At 66.6% G+C, this 25,500-nt stretch carries 29 protein-coding genes; 10 read left to right on the plus strand and 19 right to left on the minus strand.

The features are described from left to right. Window positions 1–161: 161 nt before the first annotated feature. Window positions 162–506: a hypothetical protein gene (locus J0I99_RS11915; RefSeq protein ID WP_291393533.1), complete on the minus strand. Its 345-nt coding sequence runs from the start codon at window positions 504–506 to the stop codon at window positions 162–164. A gap of 204 nt (window positions 507–710) precedes the next feature. Between J0I99_RS11915 and J0I99_RS11920 the strand changes: the two genes are divergently transcribed. Next, complete coding sequence (locus tag J0I99_RS11920; protein WP_291393535.1) at window positions 711–1,913, plus strand: pyridoxal phosphate-dependent aminotransferase; 1,203 nt, start codon at window positions 711–713, stop codon at window positions 1,911–1,913. Between the two features lie 40 nt (window positions 1,914–1,953). Here J0I99_RS11920 and J0I99_RS11925 read toward each other — a convergent pair whose 3' ends face one another. Then, window positions 1,954–2,328 carry a cupin domain-containing protein gene (locus J0I99_RS11925; protein WP_291397821.1) on the minus strand — a complete coding sequence of 125 codons (375 nt, stop codon included), beginning with the start codon at window positions 2,326–2,328 and terminating at the stop codon, window positions 1,954–1,956. 79 nt (window positions 2,329–2,407) lie between these two features. On the opposite strand from J0I99_RS11925, the gene J0I99_RS11930 reads away from it, so the two are divergent. After that, complete coding sequence (locus J0I99_RS11930; RefSeq protein WP_291397823.1) at window positions 2,408–2,860, plus strand: MarR family transcriptional regulator; 453 nt, start codon at window positions 2,408–2,410, stop codon at window positions 2,858–2,860. 216 nt (window positions 2,861–3,076) lie between these two features. On the opposite strand, the gene J0I99_RS11935 is transcribed toward J0I99_RS11930, so the two are convergent. From J0I99_RS11935 to J0I99_RS11945, 3 genes are all read right to left on the minus strand, one after another. Further along, complete coding sequence (locus J0I99_RS11935; RefSeq protein ID WP_291397825.1) at window positions 3,077–4,180, minus strand: hypothetical protein; 1,104 nt, start codon at window positions 4,178–4,180, stop codon at window positions 3,077–3,079. 1,116 nt (window positions 4,181–5,296) lie between these two features. Beyond that, on the minus strand, window positions 5,297–6,283 hold the full coding sequence (corA, locus tag J0I99_RS11940; RefSeq protein WP_291397827.1) for a magnesium/cobalt transporter CorA: 987 nt from the start codon (window positions 6,281–6,283) through the stop codon (window positions 5,297–5,299). A 203-nt stretch (window positions 6,284–6,486) separates the two neighbouring features. After that, window positions 6,487–6,978 (minus strand): hypothetical protein, encoded by a 492-nt coding sequence (locus J0I99_RS11945; RefSeq protein WP_291397829.1) that lies wholly within the window; start codon window positions 6,976–6,978, stop codon window positions 6,487–6,489. A gap of 141 nt (window positions 6,979–7,119) precedes the next feature. Between J0I99_RS11945 and J0I99_RS11950 the strand changes: the two genes are divergently transcribed. Both J0I99_RS11950 and J0I99_RS11955 read left to right on the plus strand, forming a co-directional pair. Beyond that, window positions 7,120–7,803: a GNAT family N-acetyltransferase gene (locus J0I99_RS11950; RefSeq protein ID WP_291397831.1), complete on the plus strand. Its 684-nt coding sequence runs from the start codon at window positions 7,120–7,122 to the stop codon at window positions 7,801–7,803. 130 nt (window positions 7,804–7,933) lie between these two features. Further along, window positions 7,934–8,593 carry a sulfotransferase gene (locus J0I99_RS11955; RefSeq protein WP_291397832.1) on the plus strand — a complete coding sequence of 220 codons (660 nt, stop codon included), beginning with the start codon at window positions 7,934–7,936 and terminating at the stop codon, window positions 8,591–8,593. A 59-nt stretch (window positions 8,594–8,652) separates the two neighbouring features. Here J0I99_RS11955 and J0I99_RS11960 read toward each other — a convergent pair whose 3' ends face one another. From J0I99_RS11960 to J0I99_RS11980, 5 genes are all read right to left on the minus strand, one after another. Further along, entirely contained in the window at window positions 8,653–9,081 is a 429-nt protein-coding gene (locus tag J0I99_RS11960) for a hypothetical protein (protein ID WP_291397835.1), read from the minus strand. Continuing rightward, entirely contained in the window at window positions 9,069–9,962 is an 894-nt protein-coding gene (locus tag J0I99_RS11965) for a LysR family transcriptional regulator (protein WP_291390680.1), read from the minus strand. Before J0I99_RS11965 ends, J0I99_RS11960 begins: the two co-directional genes overlap by 13 nt. Before the next feature lie 3 nt (window positions 9,963–9,965). Next, a complete protein-coding gene (gene trxB / locus J0I99_RS11970; protein ID WP_291390681.1) occupies window positions 9,966–10,928 on the minus strand; it encodes a thioredoxin-disulfide reductase in 963 nt (320 codons plus the stop codon). A 171-nt stretch (window positions 10,929–11,099) separates the two neighbouring features. Then, on the minus strand, window positions 11,100–11,573 hold the full coding sequence (gene greA, locus J0I99_RS11975; RefSeq protein ID WP_291397837.1) for a transcription elongation factor GreA: 474 nt from the start codon (window positions 11,571–11,573) through the stop codon (window positions 11,100–11,102). Between the two features lie 167 nt (window positions 11,574–11,740). Further along, on the minus strand, window positions 11,741–12,319 hold the full coding sequence (locus tag J0I99_RS11980; protein ID WP_291397839.1) for a TetR/AcrR family transcriptional regulator: 579 nt from the start codon (window positions 12,317–12,319) through the stop codon (window positions 11,741–11,743). Between the two features lie 67 nt (window positions 12,320–12,386). Between J0I99_RS11980 and J0I99_RS11985 the strand changes: the two genes are divergently transcribed. After that, on the plus strand, window positions 12,387–12,785 hold the full coding sequence (locus J0I99_RS11985; protein ID WP_291397841.1) for a nuclear transport factor 2 family protein: 399 nt from the start codon (window positions 12,387–12,389) through the stop codon (window positions 12,783–12,785). A 62-nt stretch (window positions 12,786–12,847) separates the two neighbouring features. On the opposite strand, the gene J0I99_RS11990 is transcribed toward J0I99_RS11985, so the two are convergent. Next, window positions 12,848–13,057: a cold-shock protein gene (locus J0I99_RS11990; protein WP_055045318.1), complete on the minus strand. Its 210-nt coding sequence runs from the start codon at window positions 13,055–13,057 to the stop codon at window positions 12,848–12,850. Between the two features lie 443 nt (window positions 13,058–13,500). Here J0I99_RS11990 and J0I99_RS11995 point away from each other — a divergent pair, with 443 nt between their 5' ends. Continuing rightward, the gene (locus J0I99_RS11995) at window positions 13,501–14,421 is read left to right on the plus strand and encodes a methyltransferase (protein WP_291397842.1); all 921 of its coding nucleotides are present in this window, start codon (window positions 13,501–13,503) and stop codon (window positions 14,419–14,421) included. Here the strand turns inward: J0I99_RS11995 and J0I99_RS12000 are convergent. The 4 genes from J0I99_RS12000 to carB form a co-directional block, all read right to left on the minus strand. Next, window positions 14,418–15,200: a sulfite exporter TauE/SafE family protein gene (locus J0I99_RS12000; protein ID WP_291397844.1), complete on the minus strand. Its 783-nt coding sequence runs from the start codon at window positions 15,198–15,200 to the stop codon at window positions 14,418–14,420. The genes J0I99_RS11995 and J0I99_RS12000 overlap by 4 nt on opposite strands. Window positions 15,201–15,370: 170 nt before the next feature. After that, window positions 15,371–16,168 carry a phytanoyl-CoA dioxygenase gene (locus J0I99_RS12005; protein ID WP_291397846.1) on the minus strand — a complete coding sequence of 266 codons (798 nt, stop codon included), beginning with the start codon at window positions 16,166–16,168 and terminating at the stop codon, window positions 15,371–15,373. 158 nt (window positions 16,169–16,326) lie between these two features. Next, complete coding sequence (locus J0I99_RS12010; protein ID WP_291397848.1) at window positions 16,327–17,184, minus strand: DMT family transporter; 858 nt, start codon at window positions 17,182–17,184, stop codon at window positions 16,327–16,329. Between the two features lie 86 nt (window positions 17,185–17,270). Beyond that, entirely contained in the window at window positions 17,271–20,594 is a 3,324-nt protein-coding gene (gene carB / locus J0I99_RS12015) for a carbamoyl-phosphate synthase large subunit (RefSeq protein ID WP_291397850.1), read from the minus strand. Window positions 20,595–20,878: 284 nt separating this feature from the next. On the opposite strand from carB, the gene J0I99_RS12020 reads away from it, so the two are divergent. Beyond that, window positions 20,879–21,157: a DUF2277 domain-containing protein gene (locus J0I99_RS12020; protein WP_291393675.1), complete on the plus strand. Its 279-nt coding sequence runs from the start codon at window positions 20,879–20,881 to the stop codon at window positions 21,155–21,157. Here J0I99_RS12020 and J0I99_RS12025 read toward each other — a convergent pair whose 3' ends face one another. Together J0I99_RS12025 and J0I99_RS12030 are read right to left on the minus strand one after the other, a co-directional pair. Next, complete coding sequence (locus J0I99_RS12025; protein WP_291393677.1) at window positions 21,158–21,730, minus strand: NADPH-dependent FMN reductase; 573 nt, start codon at window positions 21,728–21,730, stop codon at window positions 21,158–21,160. 52 nt (window positions 21,731–21,782) lie between these two features. Continuing rightward, on the minus strand, window positions 21,783–22,289 hold the full coding sequence (locus J0I99_RS12030; protein ID WP_291393679.1) for a hypothetical protein: 507 nt from the start codon (window positions 22,287–22,289) through the stop codon (window positions 21,783–21,785). 188 nt (window positions 22,290–22,477) lie between these two features. Between J0I99_RS12030 and J0I99_RS12035 the strand changes: the two genes are divergently transcribed. Together J0I99_RS12035 and J0I99_RS12040 are read left to right on the plus strand one after the other, a co-directional pair. Further along, the gene (locus J0I99_RS12035; RefSeq protein WP_291397852.1) at window positions 22,478–23,542 is read left to right on the plus strand and encodes an SH3 domain-containing protein; all 1,065 of its coding nucleotides are present in this window, start codon (window positions 22,478–22,480) and stop codon (window positions 23,540–23,542) included. 105 nt (window positions 23,543–23,647) lie between these two features. Further along, on the plus strand, window positions 23,648–23,821 hold the full coding sequence (locus tag J0I99_RS12040) for a DUF1328 family protein (RefSeq protein ID WP_291393682.1): 174 nt from the start codon (window positions 23,648–23,650) through the stop codon (window positions 23,819–23,821). A 1-nt stretch (window position 23,822) separates the two neighbouring features. On the opposite strand, the gene clpS is transcribed toward J0I99_RS12040, so the two are convergent. After that, entirely contained in the window at window positions 23,823–24,122 is a 300-nt protein-coding gene (gene clpS, locus J0I99_RS12045; protein ID WP_291393689.1) for an ATP-dependent Clp protease adapter ClpS, read from the minus strand. A 71-nt stretch (window positions 24,123–24,193) separates the two neighbouring features. Beyond that, a complete protein-coding gene (locus J0I99_RS12050) occupies window positions 24,194–25,075 on the minus strand; it encodes an EamA family transporter (protein ID WP_291397854.1) in 882 nt (293 codons plus the stop codon). 85 nt (window positions 25,076–25,160) lie between these two features. Between J0I99_RS12050 and J0I99_RS12055 the strand changes: the two genes are divergently transcribed. Beyond that, window positions 25,161–25,484 carry a DUF6665 family protein gene (locus J0I99_RS12055; RefSeq protein ID WP_291393684.1) on the plus strand — a complete coding sequence of 108 codons (324 nt, stop codon included), beginning with the start codon at window positions 25,161–25,163 and terminating at the stop codon, window positions 25,482–25,484. Window positions 25,485–25,500 lie beyond the last annotated feature (16 nt).

Below are 25,500 nucleotides of genomic sequence, written 5' to 3' on the forward strand. Positions count from 1 at the left end.
TCAGTCGCGAACGGTTCGACGCCGCGCACCATGGCGCCCCAAGCGCGGATGGTCACGGCATCGCGGTGCGGGCAGCGGTCGGCCCTCGGCCACCTTCTAGACTACCGGAACTAACGGGAAGATGAACGGATGATCGGCAACGTGCCCGTCCGGAGGCCGGTTCAGCCTTCGCCGGTGCCCGGCTTCCAGGCCGCCAGGGCATTGGGCTGCCGGGGCGGCCGAGGCTGGCGGTGCGGGCCTTCGCGCAACGTCGCGCGCACGACCTCGACCATGATCGCGAAGAGCAGTGCGCAGAGCGGCACGAGGAGGAAAACCACCGGGGTGTCGATCTCGCCCAGGCCGGTGAGGACCCGCGGCGGAACAACGCCCGCGGCGAGGAGAGCGCCGGCGCCCAGGAAGGTCAGCGAAAACGAGATGGCCGCCGCCGCGGTGAGCGGATTGCCGAACAGGCGCCGGCGCGGCAGGAGCGGGGTCTTGCGCGGGGCCGGGAGCTTTGTTGGGGACATGGGAAACTCGCTGACACTGGGTTTGCAAGCAGCGAGGAGACGGCCCGAATGCGATGATGTTTCGTTGCCATCGCGGAGAAGCGCGGACGATTTGAGGGCAATCGTGTGGCGGGGCGCGGCGGAGCGCGTTCCGTCGAACGGCGCGGTTGTGCGGCGCGCGGCGACGGCCTAGAGCATTCCGGCCATTTTTCCGGGGAGATGATCTTGGCTTTCCTGTCCGACGCGCTCAACCGCATCCAGCCCTCCGCCACGGTGGCGATCAACTCCAAGGCGCAGGAGATGAAGCGGCAGGGCCAGGACGTGATTTCGCTGGCGGCGGGCGAGCCGGACTTCGACACGCCCCAGAACGTGCGCGAGGCGGCGATCCGGGCGATCAACTCGGGCAAGACGCGCTACACGGCGGTGGACGGCATCATCGAGCTCAAGGAAGCCGTGGCGGCGAAGTTCAAGCGCGACAACGGGCTCGACGTGACGGCGGCGGACTGCTTCGTCGCGGCCGGCGGCAAGCAGATCATCTTCAATGCGCTGATGGCGACGCTGAACCCCGGCGACGAGGTGGTGATCCCGGTGCCGTACTGGGTGAGCTATCCCGAGATCGTTCGGCTGTGCGATGCCGATCCAGTGTTCGCGGTGGCCGACGCCTCGACAGGCTTCAAGCTGAAGCCCGAGGTGCTGGAGGCGGCGATCACGCCCCGGACCAAGTGGCTGATCCTCAACACGCCGTCGAACCCGACCGGCGCGGCCTATTCGGCCGCCGAGCTGCGCGGGCTGGCGGATGTATTGCTGCGGCATCCGCAGGTGCATATCCTCACCGACGATATCTACGAGGTGCTGGTCTATGACGGCGGCACGTTCGCGACGATCGCCGGGATCGAACCGAGATTGCAGGAACGTACGCTGACCATGAACGGCGTGTCGAAATCGCACGCCATGACCGGCTGGCGCATCGGCTACTGCACGGGTCCGCGTCCGCTGCTGGGGGCGATGAACAAGCTGCAAAGCCAATCGACCACCAACCCGTCCTCGATCTCGCAATGGGCGGCGGTGGAGGCCCTGAACGGGCCGCAGGACTTCCTCAAGGGCTGGCGCGACATCTTCCAGGGGCGGCGCGACCTGGTGGTCGCCGGGCTCAATGCCAATACCGGGCTCGACTGCCTGACGCCGGAGGGGGCGTTCTACGTATTCCCATCGGTGAAGCGGCTGCTGGGCCGGACATCCGGCGGCGGACGCGCGCTGCCGGATGACGAGGCGTTCGTTCTGGCGCTGCTCGAGGAGACCGGCGTGGCGCTGGTGCATGGCACGGCGTTCGGCCTGCCGGGGCACATGCGGTTGAGCTATGCGGCGAGCAACGCGCAGCTCGAGGATGCGGTGAGCCGCATCCAGGATTTCTGCGCCAGGATCAGCTGATCGAGGGGTGGCTGGCGCCTGGTCCGGCGCCAGCGACCGGCTAGACGCTCCAGGGGGGCTGGAACGACGGCTTGCCGGCGACGACGGCGTGGGCGCCGGCCGGCAGCACGACGATGGCCTCGAAGGGCGTGTCGCCCGCGCATTCCAGCCGGATCTCGGAAAAGGCCGGTACCGCGAAGACGTCGTCGGACGCCAGCGGGTGGCGGACGCCGTCGACATGGATGGCGCCGTGGCCCTTGACGGCGAGGACGATCTCCTCGCGCGTCAGGTGATGCGGTGCGCCGATGGTGCCCGGCGCGACCACGGTGCGCCACATAGCGTTCTCGCGTGTGCCCCGGCTGGGGGCGGCAAGACCGGTGAACGAGGTGCCGGGGATATCGAAGCGGGGTGGATTGGTGTTGTCGATCAGGGGCATGGTGTGGTCCTTGTGTTGCCTTGCGGCGAGCGCCGCAAAGGGGTATCGTCAAGTAACTTGACTATACTGGATGAGTGATATGGTCAAGACGCTTGACGATAATGCGATGCCGCCGCTGATCGACCACGTCGGGTGGCGGCTCTGGCGCCTGGCGCGGCAGTGGAAGACCGAGTTCGACACGGCGATGGCGGCACGCGGCCATGGCTGGATGGCGGAGGCGCGCGGGGCGGTGGTCGGGCACCTGCGACCGGGCGGAATGTCGCAATCGGCGCTGCCGTCCGCGATGGGGATTTCCAAGCAGGCCGTGCAGCAACTGGTGGACGAACTGGTGGCCGAGGGCATCGTCGAGCGCATTCCCGACCCGACCGATGGGCGCGGCAGGATCGTGCGGCTGTTGCCCAGGGGAAAGCAGGCCATCGCCGACGGCAACGAGGTGAAGCTGGAAATCGAGGCACGCTACGCCGACCGCATCGGGGCTGGGCGGCTCGCGGCCCTGAACGCCGCGCTCGATGTGCTGGCCGAAGGGACGTGATGGCGGGGCTCTGTCTAGCCAGAGAGCCTGGCGGGATGCCGACCTGTCTGCTTGAATCGATGCCCCGTTCCGACAGCCAGAGGGGGCCGAAGCAGCGATGACTGCGGCCCAATTCTACCGGGAAACGCACGAGGCGCGGGATGGGCTTGCAGGGGGCCGGTGGCGCTTCAGCCCCTCGATTGATCGCCGGCGCTGACCGACGCGAGCCGCCGACATCTACAGGTAGTCCATCAGGCTGAACGAGCCGGTGTCGGCGCTGCCCGAGGCACTGCCGCTCCAGATGGCGCTCCCGGTGGCGGCGCCGAGGAGGGAGCCGAGCTTGCTGGCGCTCTGGTAGCTGGCGACGGCGGCAGCGTAGAGGTTGTCGGACCAGCCGGCGGCGGCACGTTCCTCCGGACTCATGGCGCCGTAGAGGGAGATGACGTTCTGGGCGAAGGCGCCGGGATCGGTCGACGAGCCGGCGGATTTCAGGCCTTGCAGCAGGGCGGATGCGGAGCGCGACCGCATCTCGGCGCTGGCGGCGCGGGATTCGGCCGCGCTGAACCGCCCGCCCGAATTGAGGGCGACGGCGGCGATCGAGCGGCTGTCGAAATCGCTGTAGTCCGGCCTGGTGCCGCCGCTCGACCTGTACAGCGCGTCGAGCGTGGCGCGGGCGTCGGCAGCGACCGAGCCGATGTCCCGGAGGCCACCGGTCTCGCCGGCGGCCAGGCGCTGCATGTAGGCGTCGATAGGGTCGTTGGCGACGGCGCCGGGGAGGGTGCCGGGATCGGCCTCGATCTTGTTGAGCATCTGCTCGAGGGCGGCGCGCTGGTCGGCATAGGCGGCGGTGGCTTTTTCCTCGGGGCCCATGCCGTCGAAATAGGCCAGCGCGGCGGTGTAGAGGCCCTTGATGCTGCCGGTGACGCGGCCGACGGCGGTGGGGCCGGCCAGCGCGTGGTCGAAGCGATTCTGCAGCTCGATGGCGGCGGCCTTCTGCTCGTCGACGGTGAACTTCTGGTTCGAGTTGATGCTCATGGCGTAGAGCTCGCGGCGATCGACCTTGCCGAGGTCGACGGCGAGGGCGCCGTCCTTGAGCGGGCTCGTGACCTGCGCAGCGGCCAGCAGCGCATCCAGGGTGGCGCGGGCGTCGGTGGTGATGGTGGCGAAGTCCTTCTCGGCGAGCGCGGCCCTGGCGGCATCGGAGAGGGTGACGGTGTCAGCGGAGCTGCCGGCGCCTGTCTTGCCGGATGAGGCGGAGCCGGAAGAGGTGCTCGTCTTGTGCGCGTTGGCGAGGATCTGGGCGTAGCTCAGGGATGGGCCGACGGTGCCGACGCTGGTCATGGGTGCCTCCGGGTACGGGCATGGAGATGCACGCCGCATGCCAGCGGAAACGCCCGGAAATGCTGGGCAATGCCGTGGAGAAGATCGCCGGTGGGCAGGTTCTGCCGGGCTGGTCGTGCCGGGCAAAGAAAAAGGCTCCGCTCGAGGGGATGAGCGGAGCCTTCAAAGGTCGGCCACCGAAGCGGACGACCCATGAGAACGCAGCCAGGGAGGAGGGCGGCTGCAATCCCGTTGCCCAGCAGTATCGGCGCACGGCGGAGCCGGATCAAACGCTGCCTCGGAACGGCAGCCATGCAGCAGACGCGGACGCCTGCGCCAGGCGGCATCGCCTGACGCGAGACGCGGAACGGACGGCAGCGGCGTGCAGGAACGGTGCGGGTCGATGCACCATCCCCTCACCGGGGACCTCGCATGCGGCTGGCGTGGCGTCGGGGGAGGGCGCCCGCACTTCGCGCGAAGCAAAAAAAGAGGCTCCATCCGAAGATGGAGCCTGATGAAAAGGACCGCAGTCCAAATCGAAAGTGGTGGCAAATGGACGAGGGAGGAGGAAACGCCATTTGCCAGTGGTTCGAAGTCGAGGGAGGAGGATACGACTTCAAACCGGGTGTCGCAGAGCAGGACCGAGGGAGGAGGATACGGTGCGGCTCACATCGACACTCACAATATGCACTTTGACCGTTTGGTCCACAATCCGCAATGCTACATGCCAGCTATGCAGTCTGCGCAGGGATAGGTCAGCTGTGCTGACATGACGTAAACGTCACAATCCGGCCCCGGTGGTCGCGCGGAAAAAAAATAAGGCCCCGCTCGAGGGGAGAGCGGGGCCGAGTTGCAGTCATTGCTGACTGCAAGGAGGAACAAACAACGAGCGCTAGGAGGAGGAGGGAGAAGCGCTCAGCTGCTGTCGGAGCGGGATATATGGCCGTGATGCTGACCTATCAAGGTTAAGGCGGGCATGCGAGGTATGCGATTATCGCATACCTATTAAGTCGATGAGTTTGCTCGTGTATTGCCGGCGCCGGCGTGCGCCATGGCGTCGCACATGCGGGTCGTTAAGGGGGTCAAGGTCCTGATATGACAGTTTTTTGTCAGTGGCCGGAGGCCGAATCCACGGCCTCAGAGCCAGCCGCTGCGCTTGAAGTAGAGAAAGGGCACGAGCGCCGACAGGATCATGAGTCCCAGCGCGAACGGATAGCCGAACGGCCAGTCGAGTTCGGGCATGATGTGGAAGTTCATGCCGTACACCGATGCCACCAGGGTGGGGGGCAGGAAGACCACGGCGGCCACCGAGAAGATCTTGATGATCTGGTTCTGCTCGAGGTTGATGAGGCCCAGAGTCGCATCGAGCAGGAAGGTGATCTTGTCCGACAGGAAGGTGGCGTGGTCGCTGAGTGCCGCCGCGTCGCGCTGCAGGACCTTGAGTTCCTGCTTGCGCTCGCGGACGGCGCGCTGATCTTCGCTGCCGGCGCTCTGGTGATAGCTGACGAGGCGGCTGATCGAGACGAGACTCTCGCGGGCGAGGGTGAGGACATCGCCCTTCTTGCCGATCTGTTCGATGAGCGACTGCAGGTCGCGCGTCTTGCGGGTCGGCTTGGTCGACTTGTTGCCGAACACCTCGCGGGAAATCTGGTCGATGCCGTCGCCAGTGTTCTCGAGCAACTGGGCCAGCCGGTCGATGAACGACTCGAGCAGTCCGATCATGACGCGCTCGCCGCCGATCTCGCCGGTGGTGGGGCGGGAGACGAGGCGCTCGTAGAGGCGGAAGGGCTTGGGATCGGCGTAGCGCACCGTGACCAACTGGTCGTTGCGCAGAACGAAGGTGATGGGGCTCTTCACCACCTGGCCGGACTCGTCCTCGATCAGCGCGGTGATGGTCATGAACTCTGCGCCGGCCTCGCTGTAGAGGCGGGCCGAAGGCTCGATGTCCTGCATCTCGCGGCGGGTCGGGATGTCGATGCCGAGACAGGACTCGACGAACTTGTCCTCCTCGCGCGTCGGGTCGATCAGGCTGTACCAGACGGCACTGCCGATCGGAGTTGCGGCGGTCGGATCGAAGTCGGTGGGGGCGAGACGGTTGTCCTCGCGGATATAGGCACGCAGCATAACGGGGCTCCAAGCGGTCGCCGCGCCAGCGCGCCGGACCCGGTTCGGGCTAGTGCGCCGGCAAGATCGAAGATCGACTTCGACTGTCGGGGTTCATTTTCAGTTCCTGTTGAAAGCCGGAGCGCAAACGCCCGCAGCACGGCGGGAATGCGCCTTTGGGCGGGGGCCGTCAAGAGGCCGCCGCCAGGCTCGCGCCGGCGTGATCAGTCGAGGAAAGCCGAGGCCAGCGCAGCGCGCAGGTTGCCGCCGTTGGCGTAGGCGATATCGTCGATGCGCCAGACCCTGGTGCCGAGAGGATCTTCGACGAGCCGGAGCGACAGGGTGTCGGTGAAGCCGGCGTCCGGATAGGTGGTGAAGGCATAGTCGAGGGCGACGCGCGCCTCGTCCATCATGAAGGTGACCTTGCCGGCCTCGCACTGGTCGGCATAGTCGGGAAAGGCCTGCCAGGGGATGCCGTCGCCGAGCGGCGGCTTCTCGTCCGGGTGACCCCGCCGGACTTCCTCGTTCCGGGCTTCGGCAGCAGAGATCGTTGCTGCAAGATCGGCGGTCAGCAGGCCGCCGACGGGCGCCATGTCGTTGCCGAGGCGGGCGATGCAGAAGATCTGGCCGACCTGCTGCGGCGTCAGCGTGACGGGCTGGGCGGCAGCCGGCAGGCAGAGCGTCAAAAAGAGGATGGTGGTGATGACCGGTCGCATCGTTTGCCCCGAATTGGATGATGTCGAGCTAGCGTCAGGGCGCTGAATTGGCGATGAACGTGCGGACATTTCCGTACCGTTGGTGCTCTTGGGGGGCGCCGCGGGCAGTGCTAGATGCGGGGCCCGGCATCGGAGTCGCCCATGACCAATCTGTCCGCCCTCGACAATCCTGCCTGGAACGCGCTGATCGACGGGCACCGCCAGATCGCGGAACGGAATGGCCGGGCGGCGCGCTATCCCGCTGCCATGTCGCCGATCGCCGGGCTCGAGCGATACACGGCCGGGGGGTTCGAGGCGCTGAAGGCGCTGGTGCCGAAGGATGATGTCGTGGGGCTGGTGACCGGCAGCGCCTACGACGTTCCGGAGGGGTGGGCGCAACTGGGCGAGATCGTGTGCGACCAGATGGTGTGCGAGGCACCGCCGGGGGCTCCCGACGTGGTGCCGGCACGACTCGAACTTCCGGACGTGCCGGCCATGGTGGAACTGGCGATGGCGACCGAGCCGGGGCCGTTTCGCGCGGGCACGATCGGCATGGGACGCTACTACGGGCTCAAGTCGCCGGACGGGCGGCTGATGGCGATGGCAGGCGAGCGCATGCGGATGGACGGACTGACCGAGGTCAGCGCGGTATGCACGTGGCCGGAGTTCCGGGGCAGGGGGCTGGCGGCGACGCTGGTGTCATTCGTGGCGGCACAGATCGCCCGGGAGGGGCGAACCCCGTTCCTGCACGTCAAGCGGGAGAACGCCGGCGCCAAGTCGATCTACGAGAGGCTCGGCTTCCGCATCCGCCGACAGATCATCTTCCGGCTGGTGAAGCGGCTGTAGGCATTTCTGCTGAAGACTGGCCAGAGAGACAGCCCGGGACCTTCCGAACCGATGGGGGATAGACGCTGCCGACGACGATGCAGTAGTCGTCTTGGCAGGCCGATCCACTGCGCCCAAGGACAATCAGCGCATGCGACCCCTCTATCAGTTCTTGTCCAGAGAAGCCCGGCCGAAGGTGTTCGGCCTCGGACTCAGCAAGACCGGTACTTCGAGCTTGGGAGCGGCGCTGGAAATCCTCGGGTTTCATCATGCAATGTACGATCGTCGATTGACGAAAGACTACTTTGCCGGGCGTTTCGATCGCATCGACCGAGTGCTTTGGCGCAATACCGCATTCGAGGACTGGCCCTATCCGGCCATGTTCGAACGACTGATGCAACGCTATGGGACGGACGCCTACTACGTTCTCACGGTGCGCAAGTCGCCTGAGACCTGGTTGGCAAGCCTCGAACGACATGCGCTTCTCAGCAGCCCGAAGAACGCCAAGATCAGGGCCCTCTGCTATGGACTCGACTATCCGCAGCAGGACGCGTCTCACTTTCTCGAGCGTTACAATGCCCACAACCGGAATGTCGCCGACCTCGCCGAACGGCTTGGTCTGAGCAGCCGCTTCCGCGTTCTCTGCTTCGAAAACGGCGATGGCTGGAGCGAGCTGTGTGGTCTGCTCGGGCTGCCGCTGCCAGATGTGCCATTTCCCATTCGGAACCGAACTGCCGATCGCGTGCCGAACCAGCGGCACGTCGCCGCCAACATGAGCAGGATTGCCGCCCTGGCTACAGAGCCGCAGTAATCGACGACGCGAGACCCAGCCCGAGGCGGGCGTCCGTGCGGGGGCGTGAAAAGCTCTAGCTAGTTCTGCGCCGCGAGGCTGTCGCGCATCGACTTGCCGTCGGCGAACAGGATGTCGTCGAGCCGCAGCAGGCCATCGACGAAACGCATCACCAGCCGGTCGGAGAAACCGGGCTTGTCGGCTTCGCGGTAGCGGTAGGAGAGGATGACCTGCGGCGCGTCATAGGTGCCTGAGGCGCCGACGGGTTCGCACGTACTGGCGTAGTCCGGCTTGCCCTGCCAGCGGATCGTCGCCGGATCGGCCTTTTCGACCAGCGCCTGCAACTCGGGCGTCATCACTGCGAGCACCGGCGCCATGTCGCCGGAGAGCCGGCCGATGCAGAACAGCACACCGAACTGCACCGAGGTCATGGAGTCGGCCGAAGCCGGGGCAGGGAGCAGCAACAGCGGCAGGAGCGCGAGCGCCCACGCTCGACCTAGAACGACCATTCCCTTGCCTTGCCAACGAGGAAGTCACGGAACACGCCGACCCGCTTCGAGTTCTTCAGCGCAGGCGGATAAACGAAATAGGCCTCGTAGGCCGGCAGCTCGATGCCCTCGAGCACCCGCACCAGATTGTCCTCGCCCTCGGTGACGTAGTCGGGGAGCATGGCGATGCCGATGCCGGCGCGGGCGGCCTGCATCATGCCGTAGATGGCGTTGACCTTCATGGCGGCGCGGCGCGGCGACGAGTCGGGGCGGCCGAGGCGCTCGAGGTAGTTGATGTCGCCCAGGTAGGACGGAACCGGCTCGCCGAACGAGATGATGCGGTGGCTGTCGAGATCCTCGACCGCCCTGGGCTCGCCGAACTCGGCGACGTAATCGCGCGAGGCATAGAAGTGGTTGTGCACGGTGAACAGCTTGCGCTGGATCATCTCCGACTGGTTCGGGCGGTGCAGTCGGATGGCGACGTCGGCCTCGCGCATGGCGAGATCGAGCTCGGCGTCGTTGAGCTTAATCTCAATCTGGATTTCCGGATACAGGATCAGGAACTCGTGGATGCGCGAGCTGAGCCAGGTCGAGCCGATGCCCACGGTGGTGGTGACGAGCAGGGGGCCGGTCGGCACCTCCTGGCTCTCGGACATCTGGGTCTCGACCTGCTGCAGTTCCCAGTTCATACGGTGCGCGGTGCGGAACAGCTGCTCACCGACCTCGGTAAGCACGAGGCCGCGCGCATGGCGGATGAAGAGCTTAAGCCCGAGGTCGTCCTCGAGCGCCGAGATCTGCCGCGACACGGCAGACTGGCTCATGTTCAGCCGCTCGGCGGCGTGAGTGAAGGACCCTGATTCAGCGGCGGTGTGGAAGATGCGGAGCTTGTCCCAATCCAGCATCGGCTATTCCGCAGCTTCCGCGAGCTCGAGCGAGGCGAGATATTCCTCGGCATCGAGGGCCGCCATGCAGCCCATGCCCGCGGCGGTTACGGCCTGGCGGTAGACATCGTCGGTCACGTCGCCAGCGGCAAAGACGCCGGCCACGTTGGTCGCCGTGCCGCCCGGCACGACCTTGAGGTAGCCGCCCGGCTTCATGTCGAGCTTGCCCGAGAAGATCGAGGTCGCCGGCTGGTGGCCGATGGCGATGAACACGCCGTCGACGTCCTTCTCGGTGACCTTGCCGGTCTTGGTGTCGCGGATCTTCACGCCCCGGACCGAGCGCGGCATGGTCTCGCCGTAGACTTCCTCGATCTCGGCGTTCCAGATCACCTCGACCTTGGGGTTCTTGAACAGGCGCTCCTGCAGGATGCGCTCGGCGCGGAACTCGCCGCGGCGATGGACGACCGTGACCTTGGAGGCGAAGTTGGTGAGGAACAGCGCTTCCTCGACCGCGGTGTTGCCGCCGCCGACCACGACCACTTCCTTGCCGCGGTAGAAGAAGCCGTCGCAGGTGGCGCAGGCGGAGACGCCAAAACCCTGGAACTTCTCCTCGGACTCCAGCCCGAGCCAGCGGGCCTGGGCGCCGGTGGCGATGATCACCGCGTCGGCGGTGTAGGTGGTGCCGCTGTCGCCCTTCAGCACGAACGGCCGGCGGTCGAGATCGACCTCGACGATGATGTCGTTGATCATCTTCGTGCCGACGTGCTCGGCCTGCGCCTTCATCTGCTCCATGAGCCAGGGGCCCTGGATGACGTCGGCGAAGCCGGGATAGTTCTCGACATCGGTGGTGATGGTGAGCTGGCCGCCGGGCTGGATGCCCGCGATCATGACCGGCTCGAGCATGGCGCGCGCCGCATAGATGGCGGCCGTGTAGCCGGCCGGGCCAGATCCGATGATGACGACTTTGGCGTGCACCTTACGCTCCATTACGCTTGGACTGACGCAGTCCTGACCTACGTGCGTGAAAGGCCACGCCCGAACCAAAATAGGTGGTTCGGCGCGCGGCTTTCAAGGCCGCAGCCATGCCGGGCGACGATGGAGCGCATGGCGCGGCGGAAAAGTCCACAGTTTCACGCGGGCGCAGGGCCCGCGCGAGGGTCAGACGAACTTGACGTCGAGGATTTCGTAGGTTTTCGCGCCGCCGGGCGCGGCGACCTCGACCGAATCGCCCTTCTCCTTGCCGATCATGGCACGCGCGATCGGGGACGAGATCGAGATGCGGCCCTTGCTCAGGTCAGCCTCGGCGTCGCCGACGATCTGGTAGGACTTCTCGGCCTCGGTGTCCTCGTCTATGAGTTTGACCGTGGCGCCGAACTTGATGGTCGGGCCGCTGATCTTGCTGACGTCGATGATCTCGGCGAGCGCGAGCAGCGACTCGAGTTCCTTGATGCGCCCCTCGTTGAGGCTCTGCTGCTCCTTGGCAGCGTGGTACTCGGCGTTCTCCGAAAGGTCGCCGTGGGCGCGCGCCTCCGAAATGTCCGCGATGATCTTGGGCCGATCTTCAGCGGTGCGGCGGCGATATTCCTCCGACAGCGTCTTGTGACCGCTGGGTGTCATCGGAATCTTGTCCATTGCCGTCTCCATACAAAGAAAGGCTCCCCCTGCCAAAGTCGTTCGGCTGACCGGCAGACTGACTTGGGGGGGAGCGCAAGATTAGACTGCCTGCAGTGTGCGCTTCGGTCAAGCCGCACGCAGGTGTCGTTCACGAACGGTGCATATCGCCACGGAACGCGATGGCGTCAAGTGCCCTGCAGGCGCACAGCGTCCCATGCGGCATCGGCGAGGAGGGCGGCTGCCTGTGCCGGGGCCTCGGCGGGGTCTGCGTGGCGGAGAAAGTCGTAGGCGGGGCCCAGCATGAGGGCGTGGGCGACGGGCCAGGGCAGGTCCCGAACCTCGCCTCGTTCCCGGTATTCGGCGTAGAGGGCGGATGCCGCTAGGGCACCTCGCGCGAAATACTGATCGACATCGGCGAGCGTGGGATCGAGCCGCGCGAGAGACCGCATTTCGTCGAGGAAGCGGCGTTCGGCCGGACGCTCGAGGCCCCAGATGACAAGCCCCGACACCGAGGCCCGGATTGCTGCTTCTGCCGGCATGCCCGGCTGGATTGCCGCCGTGGCCGCCCCCCAGCCCGCGACGGCGCGCTCGACGAGGGCGGAGGCGAGAGCGCCCTTGTTGGAAAAGAAGTGGTAGATGCTGCCGGTGGAGGCGCCACTGCCAGCTCTGATGTCGGCAATGGATGTTGCGGCGTAGCCCCGATCGAGGAAACAGGCGAGGGCGGCATCCAGGATTTGTGTACGGCGATCCGGCTCGTTTGGCATCCGCCCACCATAGACGAAACTAGAACGATGTTCTATATATTAGAACATCGTTCTAGTGGAGGTCGCGATGGCAGAAGAGGGCAATGTGGGGATCGTTCGTGCGTACCTGGCGGCTATCGAGCGTTTCGACGTGGAGGTTGTGGGAAGGTACATCGATCCTTCAATCGAGCAGGTCGAGCGTCCCAACCGGCTCTATGCGAAAGGCCAGGTGCGGGGGCGCGAGGAACTGCTGCGGGACCTGCCGCGTGGGGCGCAAGTGCTGAGGCGGCAGAGCTATCCGATAGCGACGATCTTCGGCGCCGGCGACAAGGTGACGGTCGAGACGCGCTGGGAGGGGATACTCAACGTTGCGCTGGGCATCATGCAGCCGGGCGACCCGATGGTTGCACATATCTGCATGGTCTTCACGCTCAGGGACGGCCGGATCATCCGGCAAGTGAACTACGACTGCTATGAGCCATTCTGAAAAGAGAAAGGCGCAGCCAAGGTTGGCTGCGCCTTGTCGGTCTCCCTCGAAACCGGTGCCGATCAGCTCGCCTGGAGGTTGTCGGCGGCGTTCTTTCCGGTCCGCTTGTCCTTGACGATCTCGTAGGTGACCTTCTGACCCTCATCAAGGCCGGAAAGTCCCGAGCGCTGAACCGCGGAGATGTGCACGAACACGTCGGCCCCGCCCTCGTCGGGCTGGATGAAGCCGTAGCCCTTCTGACCGTTGAACCATTTCACAGTGCCGGTAGCCATATATAGTCCCTTTCGCAGACTGCCGTGGCGGCTCCCACCCCAATAGGAACCTTTGCCAATCGAATTCTTGGAATGAACCTCAGCAGGCGCGTTAGACGCCAGGCACGAAGTGTCGGCCGCAATATTCGACCGTTAACTTGTAGCCGGAAAAAACCAGCCTATCAATATGGGCGATGAAACAACTGTATCCCGGCACGCAGAGGCGTGTCGGGCCAAAATTCGAACCATCGAAGTCTTCCTGACGCACCGGGGAGTGGGTGCGGCGAGGCATCCAATCGGGGCTGCTGGCCCCGCCAAAAGGCCGGATCGACGCGGATCAGCCTGTACCCAGTCTATGCCGCGCCGCCGCGAGGGCAAAGTGGAAAATCCCCGTTCTACCCACCTTCCCAGCCAGTTCGCGGCGCGGTAAGTACTGCAACGTCCCATCCGGGGTCCGATTTCCTTTGCAGCAGATACAGTATTCGTCCGGCGACCTGGTTGCCGATCGCCGTGCGTTCCACGCCGCGGCGCTGGCGGCGGAGCGTGCTTTCGCCGATGCGGCCGAGGTGATGGCGCAAGCGCTCGAGGTGGTGCCGCAATGGGTGGCGGGCTGGAGCCTGCTCGGCAGCTATCGCGAGGCGGCAGGGGACATCGCAGGGGCGGTCGGGGCGTGGCTGGAGCTGCTGCGGCTCGACCGCAGCGGCGTGTTCGGGGCGCGACTGAAGCTCGCGGCCCATGGCGCCCTGGCGGACACCCGGCCGGAGCCGGCCTATGTCGAGGCCCTGTTCGACGACTATGCACCGCGTTTCGAGCAGTCGCTGGTCGATGGACTTGGGTACCGGATCCCGGACATCATCGCCGCCGCCGTCGCCCGCTGGATGGCGGCACGGGGCGTGATCCGGTTCGCGCGCGCCGTCGACCTGGGGTGCGGGACGGGCCTGATGGGCGAGCGGCTGCGACCGCTGGTCGGCCGGCTGGAGGGCGTCGACCTTTCCGCCAACATGCTGAAGCGGGCCGAGCGCAAGCGGGTCTACGACCGGCTCGAGAAGGCCGACCTCGCCGAGTTCCTCGAGCGCGAGCCGGCGCCGGCCGATCTCGTCGTTGCGGCGGACGTGTTCAACTATGTCGGGGCGCTCGATGCCTCGGTGCAGGCGATCGGACGTGCGACCGCGCCGGGCGGGGTGCTGGCATTCTCGCTGGAGACGCACGAGGGCGACGCACCGGCCCGGCTGATGTCCTCACTGCGCTTCCAGCATGCGGTGGCGCCGACCCTGGCGCTGTGCGAGCGGCATGGCCTGGCCATCGTCGAAGTCGAACGGGTGACGGTGCGGATGGACCGCCGGCTGCCAGTCGAGGGCGTCGTGGTGGTGGCGGAGAAGGCCTAGGACACCAGCAGCCGGAGCCCGACGATGGCGAGGACGGCGGCGAGGAGGTAGCGGACGGCGGCTTCCGGAACCTTCGGCGCAAACATGCTGGCGATGACGATGCCGGGAATGGAGCCGACAAGGAGCGACGCGAGCATGCTCCATTCGACGTTGCCGATCAGCCAGTGGCCGAGCCCGGCGACCAGCGTCAGCGGCACGGCGTGGGCGATGTCGGTGGCGACGATGCGAACCAGTGAAAGACGCGGATAGAGCAGCATCAGCACGGTGACGCCGATGGCACCGGCGCCGACCGAGGACACCGAGACGAGGACGCCGAGCAGGGCGCCGAAAGCGACGGTGATCGCGGCCTGCGACAGTGGCGGCAGTTCGCGATGGCGGTGGGCGAAGCGGAACAGCCAGCGCCGGAACAGCAGCGACAGGGCCGTGAGCACCAGCATGCCGCCCAGCACCAGCGCCAGGACGTGCGCGACCCCCGGATCGGAGCCGCCGAGCTGATGGAGGACAAGCAGCGTGACGGCCGAGGCGGAGACGCTGCCGACCCCGAGCCTTGCCACGACGCGCCAGTCGACATGGCCGTTGAAGCCGTGGACCAGCGTGCCGGCCGTCTTGGTGGTGGCGGCGAAGAGCAGGTCGGTGCCGACGGCGGTGGCAGGATGAACATTGAACAGCAGGATGAGCAGCGGGGTCATCAGCGAGCCGCCGCCGACGCCGGTAAGACCGACGACCAGGCCGACAAACAGGCCCGACAGCGAATAGAGCGGATCGATGCCCCAGACCAAACGCGCCCCCCCGATCAATCAAGCCGGCAACTTATTGGCTGGGATCGAACGCCGCCAGCATCTTGGGCGAAACGCTTTCGCGCCGGACGACGGCCAGAGGCAAAAAACCGGTCCCCGCCGGCCGCGACGCGTGAACGGGTGGGCCGGATAGTTGCCGGCCCACCACGCGTTCAGCGCCCGAGGGCGAGGCGGATGGCCAGCTCGACGGGGGAATAGCTGCCGTCGCTACGCTCGAGCCGGAGCGGCTCGCGCGGCAGCAGCGGCGGCTGGGCCATGAACCGGGGCCTGGTGCCTCGATGCGGCTGGGCGGCGTGAACCAGGAAGGGGTGGCAAAGATAGACCGTGCCCGGGGTGCCGATGGCCAGGGTCTCGGGCCGGTGCGCCGAGCCGGCGAAGTTGTCGGCGGCAAGTTCACGCAGGGAGAGGCCGGCTTCACCCGCGGGGGCGAGCTGTCGGGCAATATCCAGGTGCGAGCCGGCGCGGATGCGGGTTGGAGCGTCGTCCTCGCCGACTTCGGAGAAGATGAACAGCATCAGCAGGGCCCGACCCGTCGACACGACGTTGGCCCGCCAGCTCAGGAAGTCGGTCGGGTGCTCCTCCCACCCGAAGCTGACGTCGATATGCCAGCCGGCATCGCCCGGATCGTCCGGGGAGGGAAAGCGGATCGGAAACGTGCCGAGGCCGCCGCGCGGGGACCATCGGCCGGCACCGACCAACTGGTCGAAGGCGGCGTGGAGGACCGGCGTACTGGCGGCGGCGGCGAACGGCGGCTGCGCGTACTCGCCGAGGCGGATGACCGGCTTCGTCCAGGTGGCGGGGTCATCGGGATCGCAACCGGTGTCGGCCCAGAGGATGCGGCGACATTCGCCGGCCAGCCCGGCCGGGAAGGCGTCGTCGATACGGACAAAGCCGTCGGTGACGAATTGCTCGATCTGCGCTGCGGAGAGCGCGCGTGTGGTGTTGGGCATTGTGCATTCCAAATCGCATCAACCCGCGGCTGGCGGGCTCGGGCGCGCGGGGCGCCGGGTGGTGTGCTGTGCTGGCTCGCTCAGGCGAGCAGGAACACCGATGCGAAATGGCGGATCATCATCATGACTGCGGCAGGGTAATCGATCGCGCCGCGGCGTCAACCCGCTCCGGTGCGGCGGCGGCGATCGGCGCCGATCAGGGCCATGGCAACGCCGCCGATGATGCCGAGCGAGGCAACGACGAGGCGCAGCGTCGGCTGTTCGCCGATCAGGACGACGCCGCCGACGGCGGCCAGCGCCGGGACGGTCAGCTGAACGACCGCGGCGGTGGTACGCGGAAGCCCGGGCAGCACGAGGTACCAGACGGCATAGCCGAGGCCGGAAGCGAGGGCGCCGGACGCCACCGCGTAGCCCGCGGCGATCGGGTCGAGCGGGGCGCCGAACAGGCTAACGAGCAAGAGGATGAGGGCGGCAGGCAGGGTGCGGGCGAAGTTGCCGGCCGTATCGGCGAGAGGAGAGCTCGAACCGCGGCCGAGCAGTGTGTAGGCCGCCCAGCACAGACCAGCCCCGACCATCAGGCCTGCTCCCACCGGGTGCGGCGCGACCAGGCCGGGCGAAACGAGCCAGGCGAAGGCTGCCAGCGCAACGACGAGGCCCAGCCATTCGAGCGCGCCGGGGCGGTCGCCCTTGAGGATGGCCCAGCCGACAATACCGATCTGGACGCTGGCGAACAGGATGAGCGCGCCGGTTCCCGCGCCGAGCAGGACGTAGGCAATGGAAAAGGCGAAGGCATAGCCGAAGAGGGCGGCAGCGGCAGCCCAGCTGCCGGCCAGGCTTTGCGGCACGCCGCGCTGCCTCAGCCCGAGGAGGGCAACAAGGACGACCGCGCCCGAGGCGAGGCGGATGCCGGTATAGCTTAGCGGCTCGGCCCCGGCGGTCGCGAAGGCCAGCCGGGCGAGCACGGAATTGGCCGCGAAGGCGATCATGGCGACGGCGGTCAGGAAGGAGGTCTTCAAGGGGCAAGTCCCGCACGATGGCCGGACTATGGGCCCCTTGTCCGCCGCAGTCGAGGGCGCGGGCGGCCAGCGGGCCGCCCGGCTGGTCAGGCCGCGAAATAGCTCTGCAGCGGGCGGACCTGCAGGTTGCCCTCGCGGTAGGCGATGATGCCCTCCACTGCGGCGACGGCGCCGGGGATGGTGGTGTAGTAGGGGATCTTGCCCATCAGCGCGGTGCGGCGGATGTCGCGGCTGTCGGAAATCGACTTGGCGCCGTCGGTGGTGTTGATCACCAGCTGCACCCCGCCGTTCTTCATGCTGTCGACGATATGCGGGCGGCCTTCGAGCACCTTGTTGACCTTGGTGGCGGCGATGCCGTTTTCGACCAGGTACCTATGGGTGCCGGAGGTGGCGACGATCTTGAACCCGGCATGCTCGAGGTGGCGGCAGAAACCGAGGATCAGCGGCTTGTCGTCGTCGCGGACGGAGACAAACACGGTGCCCTCGCGCGGAACCTTGGAGCCGGCGCCGAGCTGCGACTTGGCGAAGGCGATCGGATAGCTGGTGTCGAGGCCGATGACTTCGCCGGTCGACTTCATTTCAGGGCCGAGCACGGTGTCGACGCCCGGGAAGCGATTGAACGGGAAAACGGCTTCCTTCACGGCCACATGGTCGAGTTTCTTCTCGACGAGGTTGAAGCTCTGAAGGCTCTCGCCGGCCATGATGCGCGAGGCGATCTTGGCGATGGGCTCACCGATGACCTTGGCGACGAAGGGGACCGTGCGGGAAGCGCGCGGGTTCACCTCGAGGATGTAGATGGTGCCATCCTTGAGCGCGTACTGCACGTTCATCAGGCCGCCGACCTTTAGGGCAAGGGCGATTTCGGCGGTCTGGCGCTTCAGTTCGGCGATGACGTCGTCCGACAGGTGGATCGGGGGGAGCGAGCAGGCCGAGTCGCCGGAGTGGATGCCGGCTTCCTCGATGTGCTCCATGATGCCGCAGACGAAGACGTCCTTGCCGTCACTGAGGCAGTCGACGTCGATCTCGATGGCGCGGCTCAGGTAACCGTCGAACAGCAGCGGGTTGTCGGAGAGGACCGAGTTGATCTGCCCGGTCTTGTCGTTGGGGTAGCGGATGAGGATGTCGGGCGGGACGAGGCCGGTCAGCGTATCCTGCACGTAGCGCTCGAACTCGTTGGGCGAGTGGACGATGGCCATGGCGCGGCCGCCCAGCACGTAGGACGGGCGGATCACCAGCGGATAGCCCAGGCGCTCTGCGACGAGGCGGGCCTGCTCGAGCGAGTAGGCGATGCCGTTCTTGGGCTGGGTCAGCTCGAGGCGGCTGATGAGCTTACTGAACAGGTCGCGGTCTTCGGCGAGGTCGATCGAGCTCGGCTGGGTGCCGAGGATCGGCACGCCCGCCTTCTCGACGGCTTCGGCGAGGTTCAGCGGGGTCTGGCCGCCGAACTGGACGATGACGCCGTGGAGCGTGCCGTTCTGCTTTTCGGTCTCGAGGATCTCGATGACGTCTTCCTCGGTGAGCGGCTCGAAATAGAGGCGGTCGGAGGTGTCGTAGTCGGTCGAGACGGTCTCGGGGTTGCAGTTGACCATGATGGTCTCGTAGCCCGCGTCGGCGAGCGCGAACGCGGCATGGCAGCAGCAGTAGTCGAACTCGATGCCCTGGCCGATACGGTTCGGGCCGCCGCCGAGGATCACGACCTTCTTGCGGTCGGACGGGCGCGCCTCATCCTCGGGCGTGCCGATGAAGGGGGCCTCGTAGGTCGAGTACATGTAGGCGGTGGGCGAGGCGAACTCGGCGGCGCTGGTGTCGATGCGCTTATAGACCGGGCGGACGCCGAGCTGCTTGCGCAGGGCGCGGACGTCCTTGGCCTGCTTGCCGGAGAGGTCGGCGAGGCGGCGGTCGGAAAAGCCCATGGCCTTCAGGCTGCGCAGGGTCCTGGCGTCCTGCGGCAGGCCGAACTCGCGGACCTTGGCCTCGGTGTCGACGATGCCCTTGATCTGCTCGAGGAACCACGGATCGATCTTGCTCGCGTCGTGGATGTCGTCCAGCGAGTAGCCGAGCCGCATGGCTTCGGCGACGTGCAGCAGGCGCTGCGGCGTCGGCGTGGAGATGGCGGCGAAGACGGCGTTCTCGTTGTCATCCTCGGGTGCGCCGGTCGCATAGTCGGGGATGCCGATCTCATTGAGGCCGGTAAGGCCGGTCTCGAGCGAGCGCAACGCCTTCTGCAGCGATTCCTGGAAGGTGCGGCCGATGGCCATGGCCTCGCCCACCGACTTCATCGAGGTGGTGAGGCGGTTGTCGGCGCCGGGGAACTTCTCGAAGGCGAAGCGCGGGATCTTGGTGACGACGTAGTCGATGGTCGGCTCGAACGAGGCCGGGGTGGCGCCGCCGGTGATGTCGTTTTCGAGCTCGTCGAGGGTGTAGCCGACGGCGAGGCGGGCGGCGACCTTGGCGATCGGGAAGCCGGTGGCCTTGGAGGCGAGCGCCGAGGAGCGCGAGACGCGCGGGTTCATCTCGATGACGATCATGCGGCCGTCGGCCGGGTTGATGGCGAACTGCACGTTCGAGCCACCGGTCTCGACGCCGATCTCGCGGAGCACCGCGATCGAGGCATCGCGCATGATCTGGTATTCCTTGTCCGTCAGCGTCAGCGCTGGCGCGACGGTGATCGAGTCGCCGGTGTGGACGCCCATCGGATCGAGGTTCTCGATCGAGCAGACGATGATGCAGTTGTCGTTGCGGTCGCGGACGACCTCCATCTCGTACTCTTTCCAGCCGAGCACGGATTCTTCGATCAGCACCTCGTCGGTCGGGGAGGCATCAATGCCGCTCTCGACGATGGTGAGGTATTCTTCCTTGTTGTAGGCGATGCCGCCGCCGGTGCCGCCGAGGGTGAAGCTGGGGCGGATGATGCAGGGCAGCCCGATGACCTCGAGGGCCTGCAGCGCCTCGATGGTGTTGTGGGCCAGCATCGAGCGCGGGGTCTCGAGGCCGATCTTCTTCATGGCGTCGCGGAAGAGCTCGCGGTCCTCGGCCTTGTCGATGGCTTCCGAGTCGGCGCCGATCATCTCGACGTTGAACTTGTCGAGGACACCCATCTTCTTGAGGCTGAGCGCGCAGTTAAGCGCGGTCTGGCCACCCATGGTCGGGAGCAGCGCGTCCGGGCGCTCCTTCTCGATGATCTTGGCGACGATCTCGGGGGTGATCGGCTCGACGTAGGTCGCGTCGGCGAGATCGGGATCGGTCATGATCGTCGCCGGATTGGAGTTGACGAGGATGATCCGGTAGCCCTCGTCCTTGAGCGCCTTGCAGGCCTGGGTGCCGGAGTAGTCGAACTCGCAGGCCTGACCAATGATGATCGGCCCCGCACCGATGATGAGGATCGACTTGATATCGGTGCGTTTTGGCATCTGGGGCTCGTTCGTCTTCTCTTGGCTCTCGGCGTGACCGAAAAGTGGGCAACTTTTCGGGCCTCGGCTTGGGGGCGCGCAGAAAGACCCGTTGCGGCGGGTCGATGGCGTCGGATTCTATGGGCTAGGCGCGTCCTGTAACCGAAGCGGATGGCGAAGGGAACCCCCAGCGGTGGGTTGTGATTAGAAGTTGGTCGCGGCGCGGGGACCGAGCGCGCCGGGTCGGCCGCCTTGCCGGGCCCCTGCTTCGGTGCGACGGTTGGCGGAGAGCGAAGGAGTTAGCCATGTGTCGGAACATCAAGCCGCTGTTCAACTTCGAGCCACCGGCGAGCGGGAACGAGATGCATGACGCGGCGCTGCAGTTCGTGCGCAAGATCTCGGGCTACACGCATCCCTCCAAGGCGAACGAAACGGCCTTCTACGCGGCAGTGGACGATGTCGAAAAGGTAGTCAGGCGACTGCTCAAGGAGCTCGAAACGGATGCGCCCAAGCGCGACCGCGAAGTGCTGATCGCGCGGGCGCGGGAGAAGGCCAAGCTGCGCTATGCGCGGGCCGGCGCCTGATCAGGTCACGCGCGGAATGGCGGTGTAGACGCGCTCGATGAAGCCGTGGAACTCCACCATGTAGTTGTGGAGGAAATCGGCCGTACCCTTGTTGCTGACGTTGCCGTCGTCGTCGATCAGGCCGGGGGTGAAGTGGATGTAGACCTCGATCGAGTTCATCAGCGGCGAGTTGCAGAACGCCATCACGCTTCTGAGGCTCTGCTGCGCCACGGCGGTACCGATCATGCCGGGCGAGGCGCCGACGATGCCCGAGGGCTTGCGGTGGAACGAATTCTGGCCCCACGGGCGACTGGCCCAGTCGATGGCGTTCTTCAGGCCGCCGGGAATGGAGCGGTTGTACTCGGGGGTCACGAACAGCACGGCGTCGGAAGCCGCCAGCGCCGCCTTCATGGTGCGGGCGGGAGGCGGGAAGTCGGCGTCGTAGTCGTAGCTGTAGAGCGGGAGCTCGGAGAACTCGATCTCCTTGAGCTTCAACTCCGATGGCGCCAGCTTCACCATCGCCTTGGCCAGCTTGCGGTTGATCGACGCCTTGGCGAGGCTGCCGACGAAGTACCCAACCTTGAAGTCGCTCATGCGCGCCTCCCCTGAGCGAAGGAAAACGCCCGGCAACCGCTAAGGTTCCGCCTCAGGACCTCGAGAAGCTGATGCTGGAGGCGGTGGTGGCGCCCTCCTTGTCCACCAGCTTGAAGCTCAGCCTGATGGCGTTGCCGGCGAGCGTCATCACCGACGAGGCAGAGCCATAGCGGGTATCCATGCCGCTGGCGGCGAAGACGATGCTTCCGCCCTGTTTCTTGCCGATGGTCGAGGTGGAGACGCCCTGGGCGGAAGACGAGGCCTCGTAGCGCCTGGCAGCGTCGTTGTAGAACATGGTGCCGCGGAAGCTCGCGGTGCCCTGTCCACTGTAGCTGCAGCGCCCGTTGTAGGTCAGCTTGCCGGCGGCGGTGGGCTTGAAGCTGATGCGGCAGACCACGGTGCCCGCGTCCGGGCCGGTGACCTGCCCGGTTCCGGTCCATTCGCCGGCATACCCTGCGAGGAGCGCGTTTTCGGCCGGTCCGGCGAGGGCCGGTGCGACCGGGAGGGCAAGCACTGCAAGAGCGACGGCGAGCCTCTGGATCAGGTTCAGGTGCGGCATGGATATCTCCGGAATCGGGACATATGCCCATAACGATAGCCCGGATGAGGGGGTTGCGGGAGTTCTGTGCACGATGTGTTGCGCGACGGGGCGCGCGATACAGTATTCAGCGCCGGTTCAGCCGCGAGGTGCTTGATCTGGTGTTGTATGCGGCGGGGTGTACCCTCCGCAGAGGAGAGGGTGAGGGAATGTCCATCAAACGGATACTGGCGCCGGCCGCAGCGATCGCTGCGCTCCTGGCGTGTACAGGGGCGGCGCTTGCCGTCGAGGCCGCAGCGAAATCGGCGGTCAACGTGCGCACCGGGCCGGGCAAGAGCTTCAGCGTGGTCGACCAGCTGACGGCCGGCGAGGTCGTGACGATCAAGGAGTGCGCGCCGTCGAACTTCTGCTTCGTCGAGCATTCAGGCCCGGACGGCTGGGTGAGCGCGAACTATCTCGTCCCGGTCGCCGAGGAGCCGGCAGGGGACGTCGAGGAGGGATCGGGCAGCAACCCGGACTGCAGCTTCGGCTTCAACATCGGCCCGGACGGCCCGAGCCTCGGCATCAATTGCGGGGATGGGCCGGTGGTGCCGCCGGGTCCGGGGCCCGCGCCGGAACCCGAGCCCGCGGACGAGCCGGGCGCATGCTTCTACACCGGCAGCAATTTCGATGGCCAGAAGCTGTGCGTCGGGGTCGGCATCCGCAACGCGCTCAACGCCACGTTCAACGACAAGATTTCGTCGGTGGAGCTGTTCGGAGGCGCGCGGGCGCGGCTGTGCGATGGAGCCAACCTCACCGGCTATTGCCGCAACGTGAACTCCGACACGGCGCCGCTGGTGCCGCAGATCAACAACAAGACTTCGTCGCTGACCGTCTATGTCGGTGTGCCGCCGCTGCCGCCGCCGCCGGCGCCCCCCGAGGTTCCGGTGACCTTCTCGACCGGGCCGATCGACCTGATGCAGACCTACACGGCCAACCTCGACAACGGCGCCGTCGGCGGGGCAGGCACGGATATCTGGTACGAGGCCGAGACCGATGTCGAGAAGTACATCACGCCGCAGAACGGCGCGCGGATTGCGGTCGGCGACGGCACGAACCGGGGCTACGCAGGGTGCGTGGACGAAGATTTCTCCACTGACCGCGTGCCGCTCGAGGACATTCCCCCGGGCACCTATGTCTGCGCCAAGACCGACCAGGGCCGTATCTCGCAGTTCCGCGTCAACGGCTTTGCCGGCACGACGCTGAAGCTCGGCTACACCACCTGGGCCAACTGACCTCCACTGAGCGAAGGACCCGGCATCGTGCCGGGCCCTTTCCGTCATCCGGGGAACGGGCGCCGGCCATGGCCGTTGATAGGCAAGCCAAACCCGGGGCCCCAGATGCTTCAGCTCCTCATCCTGCTCATCGTCATCGCGCTGGTTGCCGGCGCGCTCGGCTTCACCGGCATTGCTGCCGGCGCGGCGACCATCGCCAAGATCGTGTTCGCGATCATGGTGATCGGCATCATCATCGTGCTGGTCATGCTTGGCCTCGGCATCTCGCTCTTGACCTGAGCTATTCTTCCGGCTCGGTGGTGAAGAGCAGCGGGAAGCCCTCGTTGCGGGCCATCTCGGTGGCGCGCTTCGCCTTGGTCTCGGCGATCTCGCGGATGAACACGGCGACCACGCAACTGCCCTTGGTGTGGGCCGTGATCATGATGCGGTAAGCCTGGTCCTCGGTGATGCGGAATTCCGCCTTGAGCACGCGCACGACGAAGTCACGCGGCGTGAAGTCGTCGTTGACGAGGATCACCTTGTGCAGCGGCGGCCGGGCGAGCCTGGTCCGCGTGCGCGGCTTGGTGGCACTGTCCGCCATCGTGTGCGGTGCGGCTTTCGACATGCGAAGAGTGTAGCACGCGCGGAGAGTTCGCACTAACGGCGAACGGGTCAGGCGAGGCGGCGGCGGAACAGCAGGTCCTTGGCGGCCAGCAGCGCGCCGATGGTGATCAGCAGGCAGGCGACGAGAACCACGGGAGTGAACTGCGCATAGCCGGTGAGGATCAGGATCAGCGTCGACAGCAGCGGCGCCGAGTAGGATGCGGCGCCCAGCACCTGGATATCGCCGCGCTTGACCCCGACATCCCAGACATAGAAGGCGAGCCCGACCGGGCCGAGCCCGAGGCCGAGCACGGCGGCCCATTGCCAGGGTGTCGCGGGCCAGACGGTGGCCTCAAACAGCAGGTGGCAGGCGGCGGCCAGGCCAGCCGTGGCGAGACAGAAGCCGGCGATGGCGTCGCTCGGGACATGGGCATACCGGCGCGACAGGACCGAGTAGGTCGACCAGGCGAGGGCGGCGCAGAGCGCCGCGCCGTAACCGAGGGCGTACTGCGGATCGAAGCCGAAGCCCTGTCCGCGACTGACGACAAGGCCGGCCCCGACCAGCGCGAGGGCGCAGCCGGCGAGGTGCTGCCACTTGAGCCGCTCGCCGGGCAGCAGGGCGGAGAAGACGACGATCAGCACCGGCCAAAGATAGTTGATCAGTCCGGCCTCGACGGGCGGCGCGGTCCTGAGGGCGAAGAAATAAGCGAAGTGGTAGCCGAACAGGCCGCCCACCCCGAGCAGCCAGACCGGCAGCGGCTGGCGCATGGCCTTGATCGCACCGGGGCGGATGACCAGCAGCGAGAGGCCGCCGATGGCGAAGGTGATCGCCGTCAGCTGGAAGGCCGGCATGGTCCCGCTGGCGGCCGTGAGGAAGGCAAGCAGCGACCAGAGCAGCACGGCGGAAAAGCCGGTGAGCGTAGCGGCGGAGCGGGACAGCGGAGCAGACATGGCGCGCTTCTAGCCTGCGGGCCTGCCATGGGGAAGGGCAGGCTTGCCGGACGCAGGCAGGTTGCCTAGTTTTGGCGACATGCCCGTGACCGCCTTCGATATTGCCGAACTGCGCCAGCGCCTTGTCAGCGGCTTTGGCCCGATCGAGCACGAGGTGGCGGGAGAGAAGGCGGCCTCGCTCGGGCATCACGGGCGGCAGGTGGAGAAAGCGATGGCCGCGCTCAGGGCGTTCGACGCGGCACCGGGACCGCCGGAGGAGCGCGTCGTGCTGCTAAAGGCTGCGGCGCGCGAGGTGTGGAAATTCTTCGTGCAGCGCGAGTCGTGCGGGCTGCGCGACCAGAGGGATGCGATCCGCCACTACGGCATACCGGGCGAGGTTCTGGTGCGGCTGGGGGCGATCGAGAACTGATCGACCAATACATCAC

The organism is Devosia sp., from assembly GCF_017307495.1.
In the GTDB taxonomy this organism is placed as follows: domain Bacteria; phylum Pseudomonadota; class Alphaproteobacteria; order Rhizobiales; family Devosiaceae; genus Devosia_A.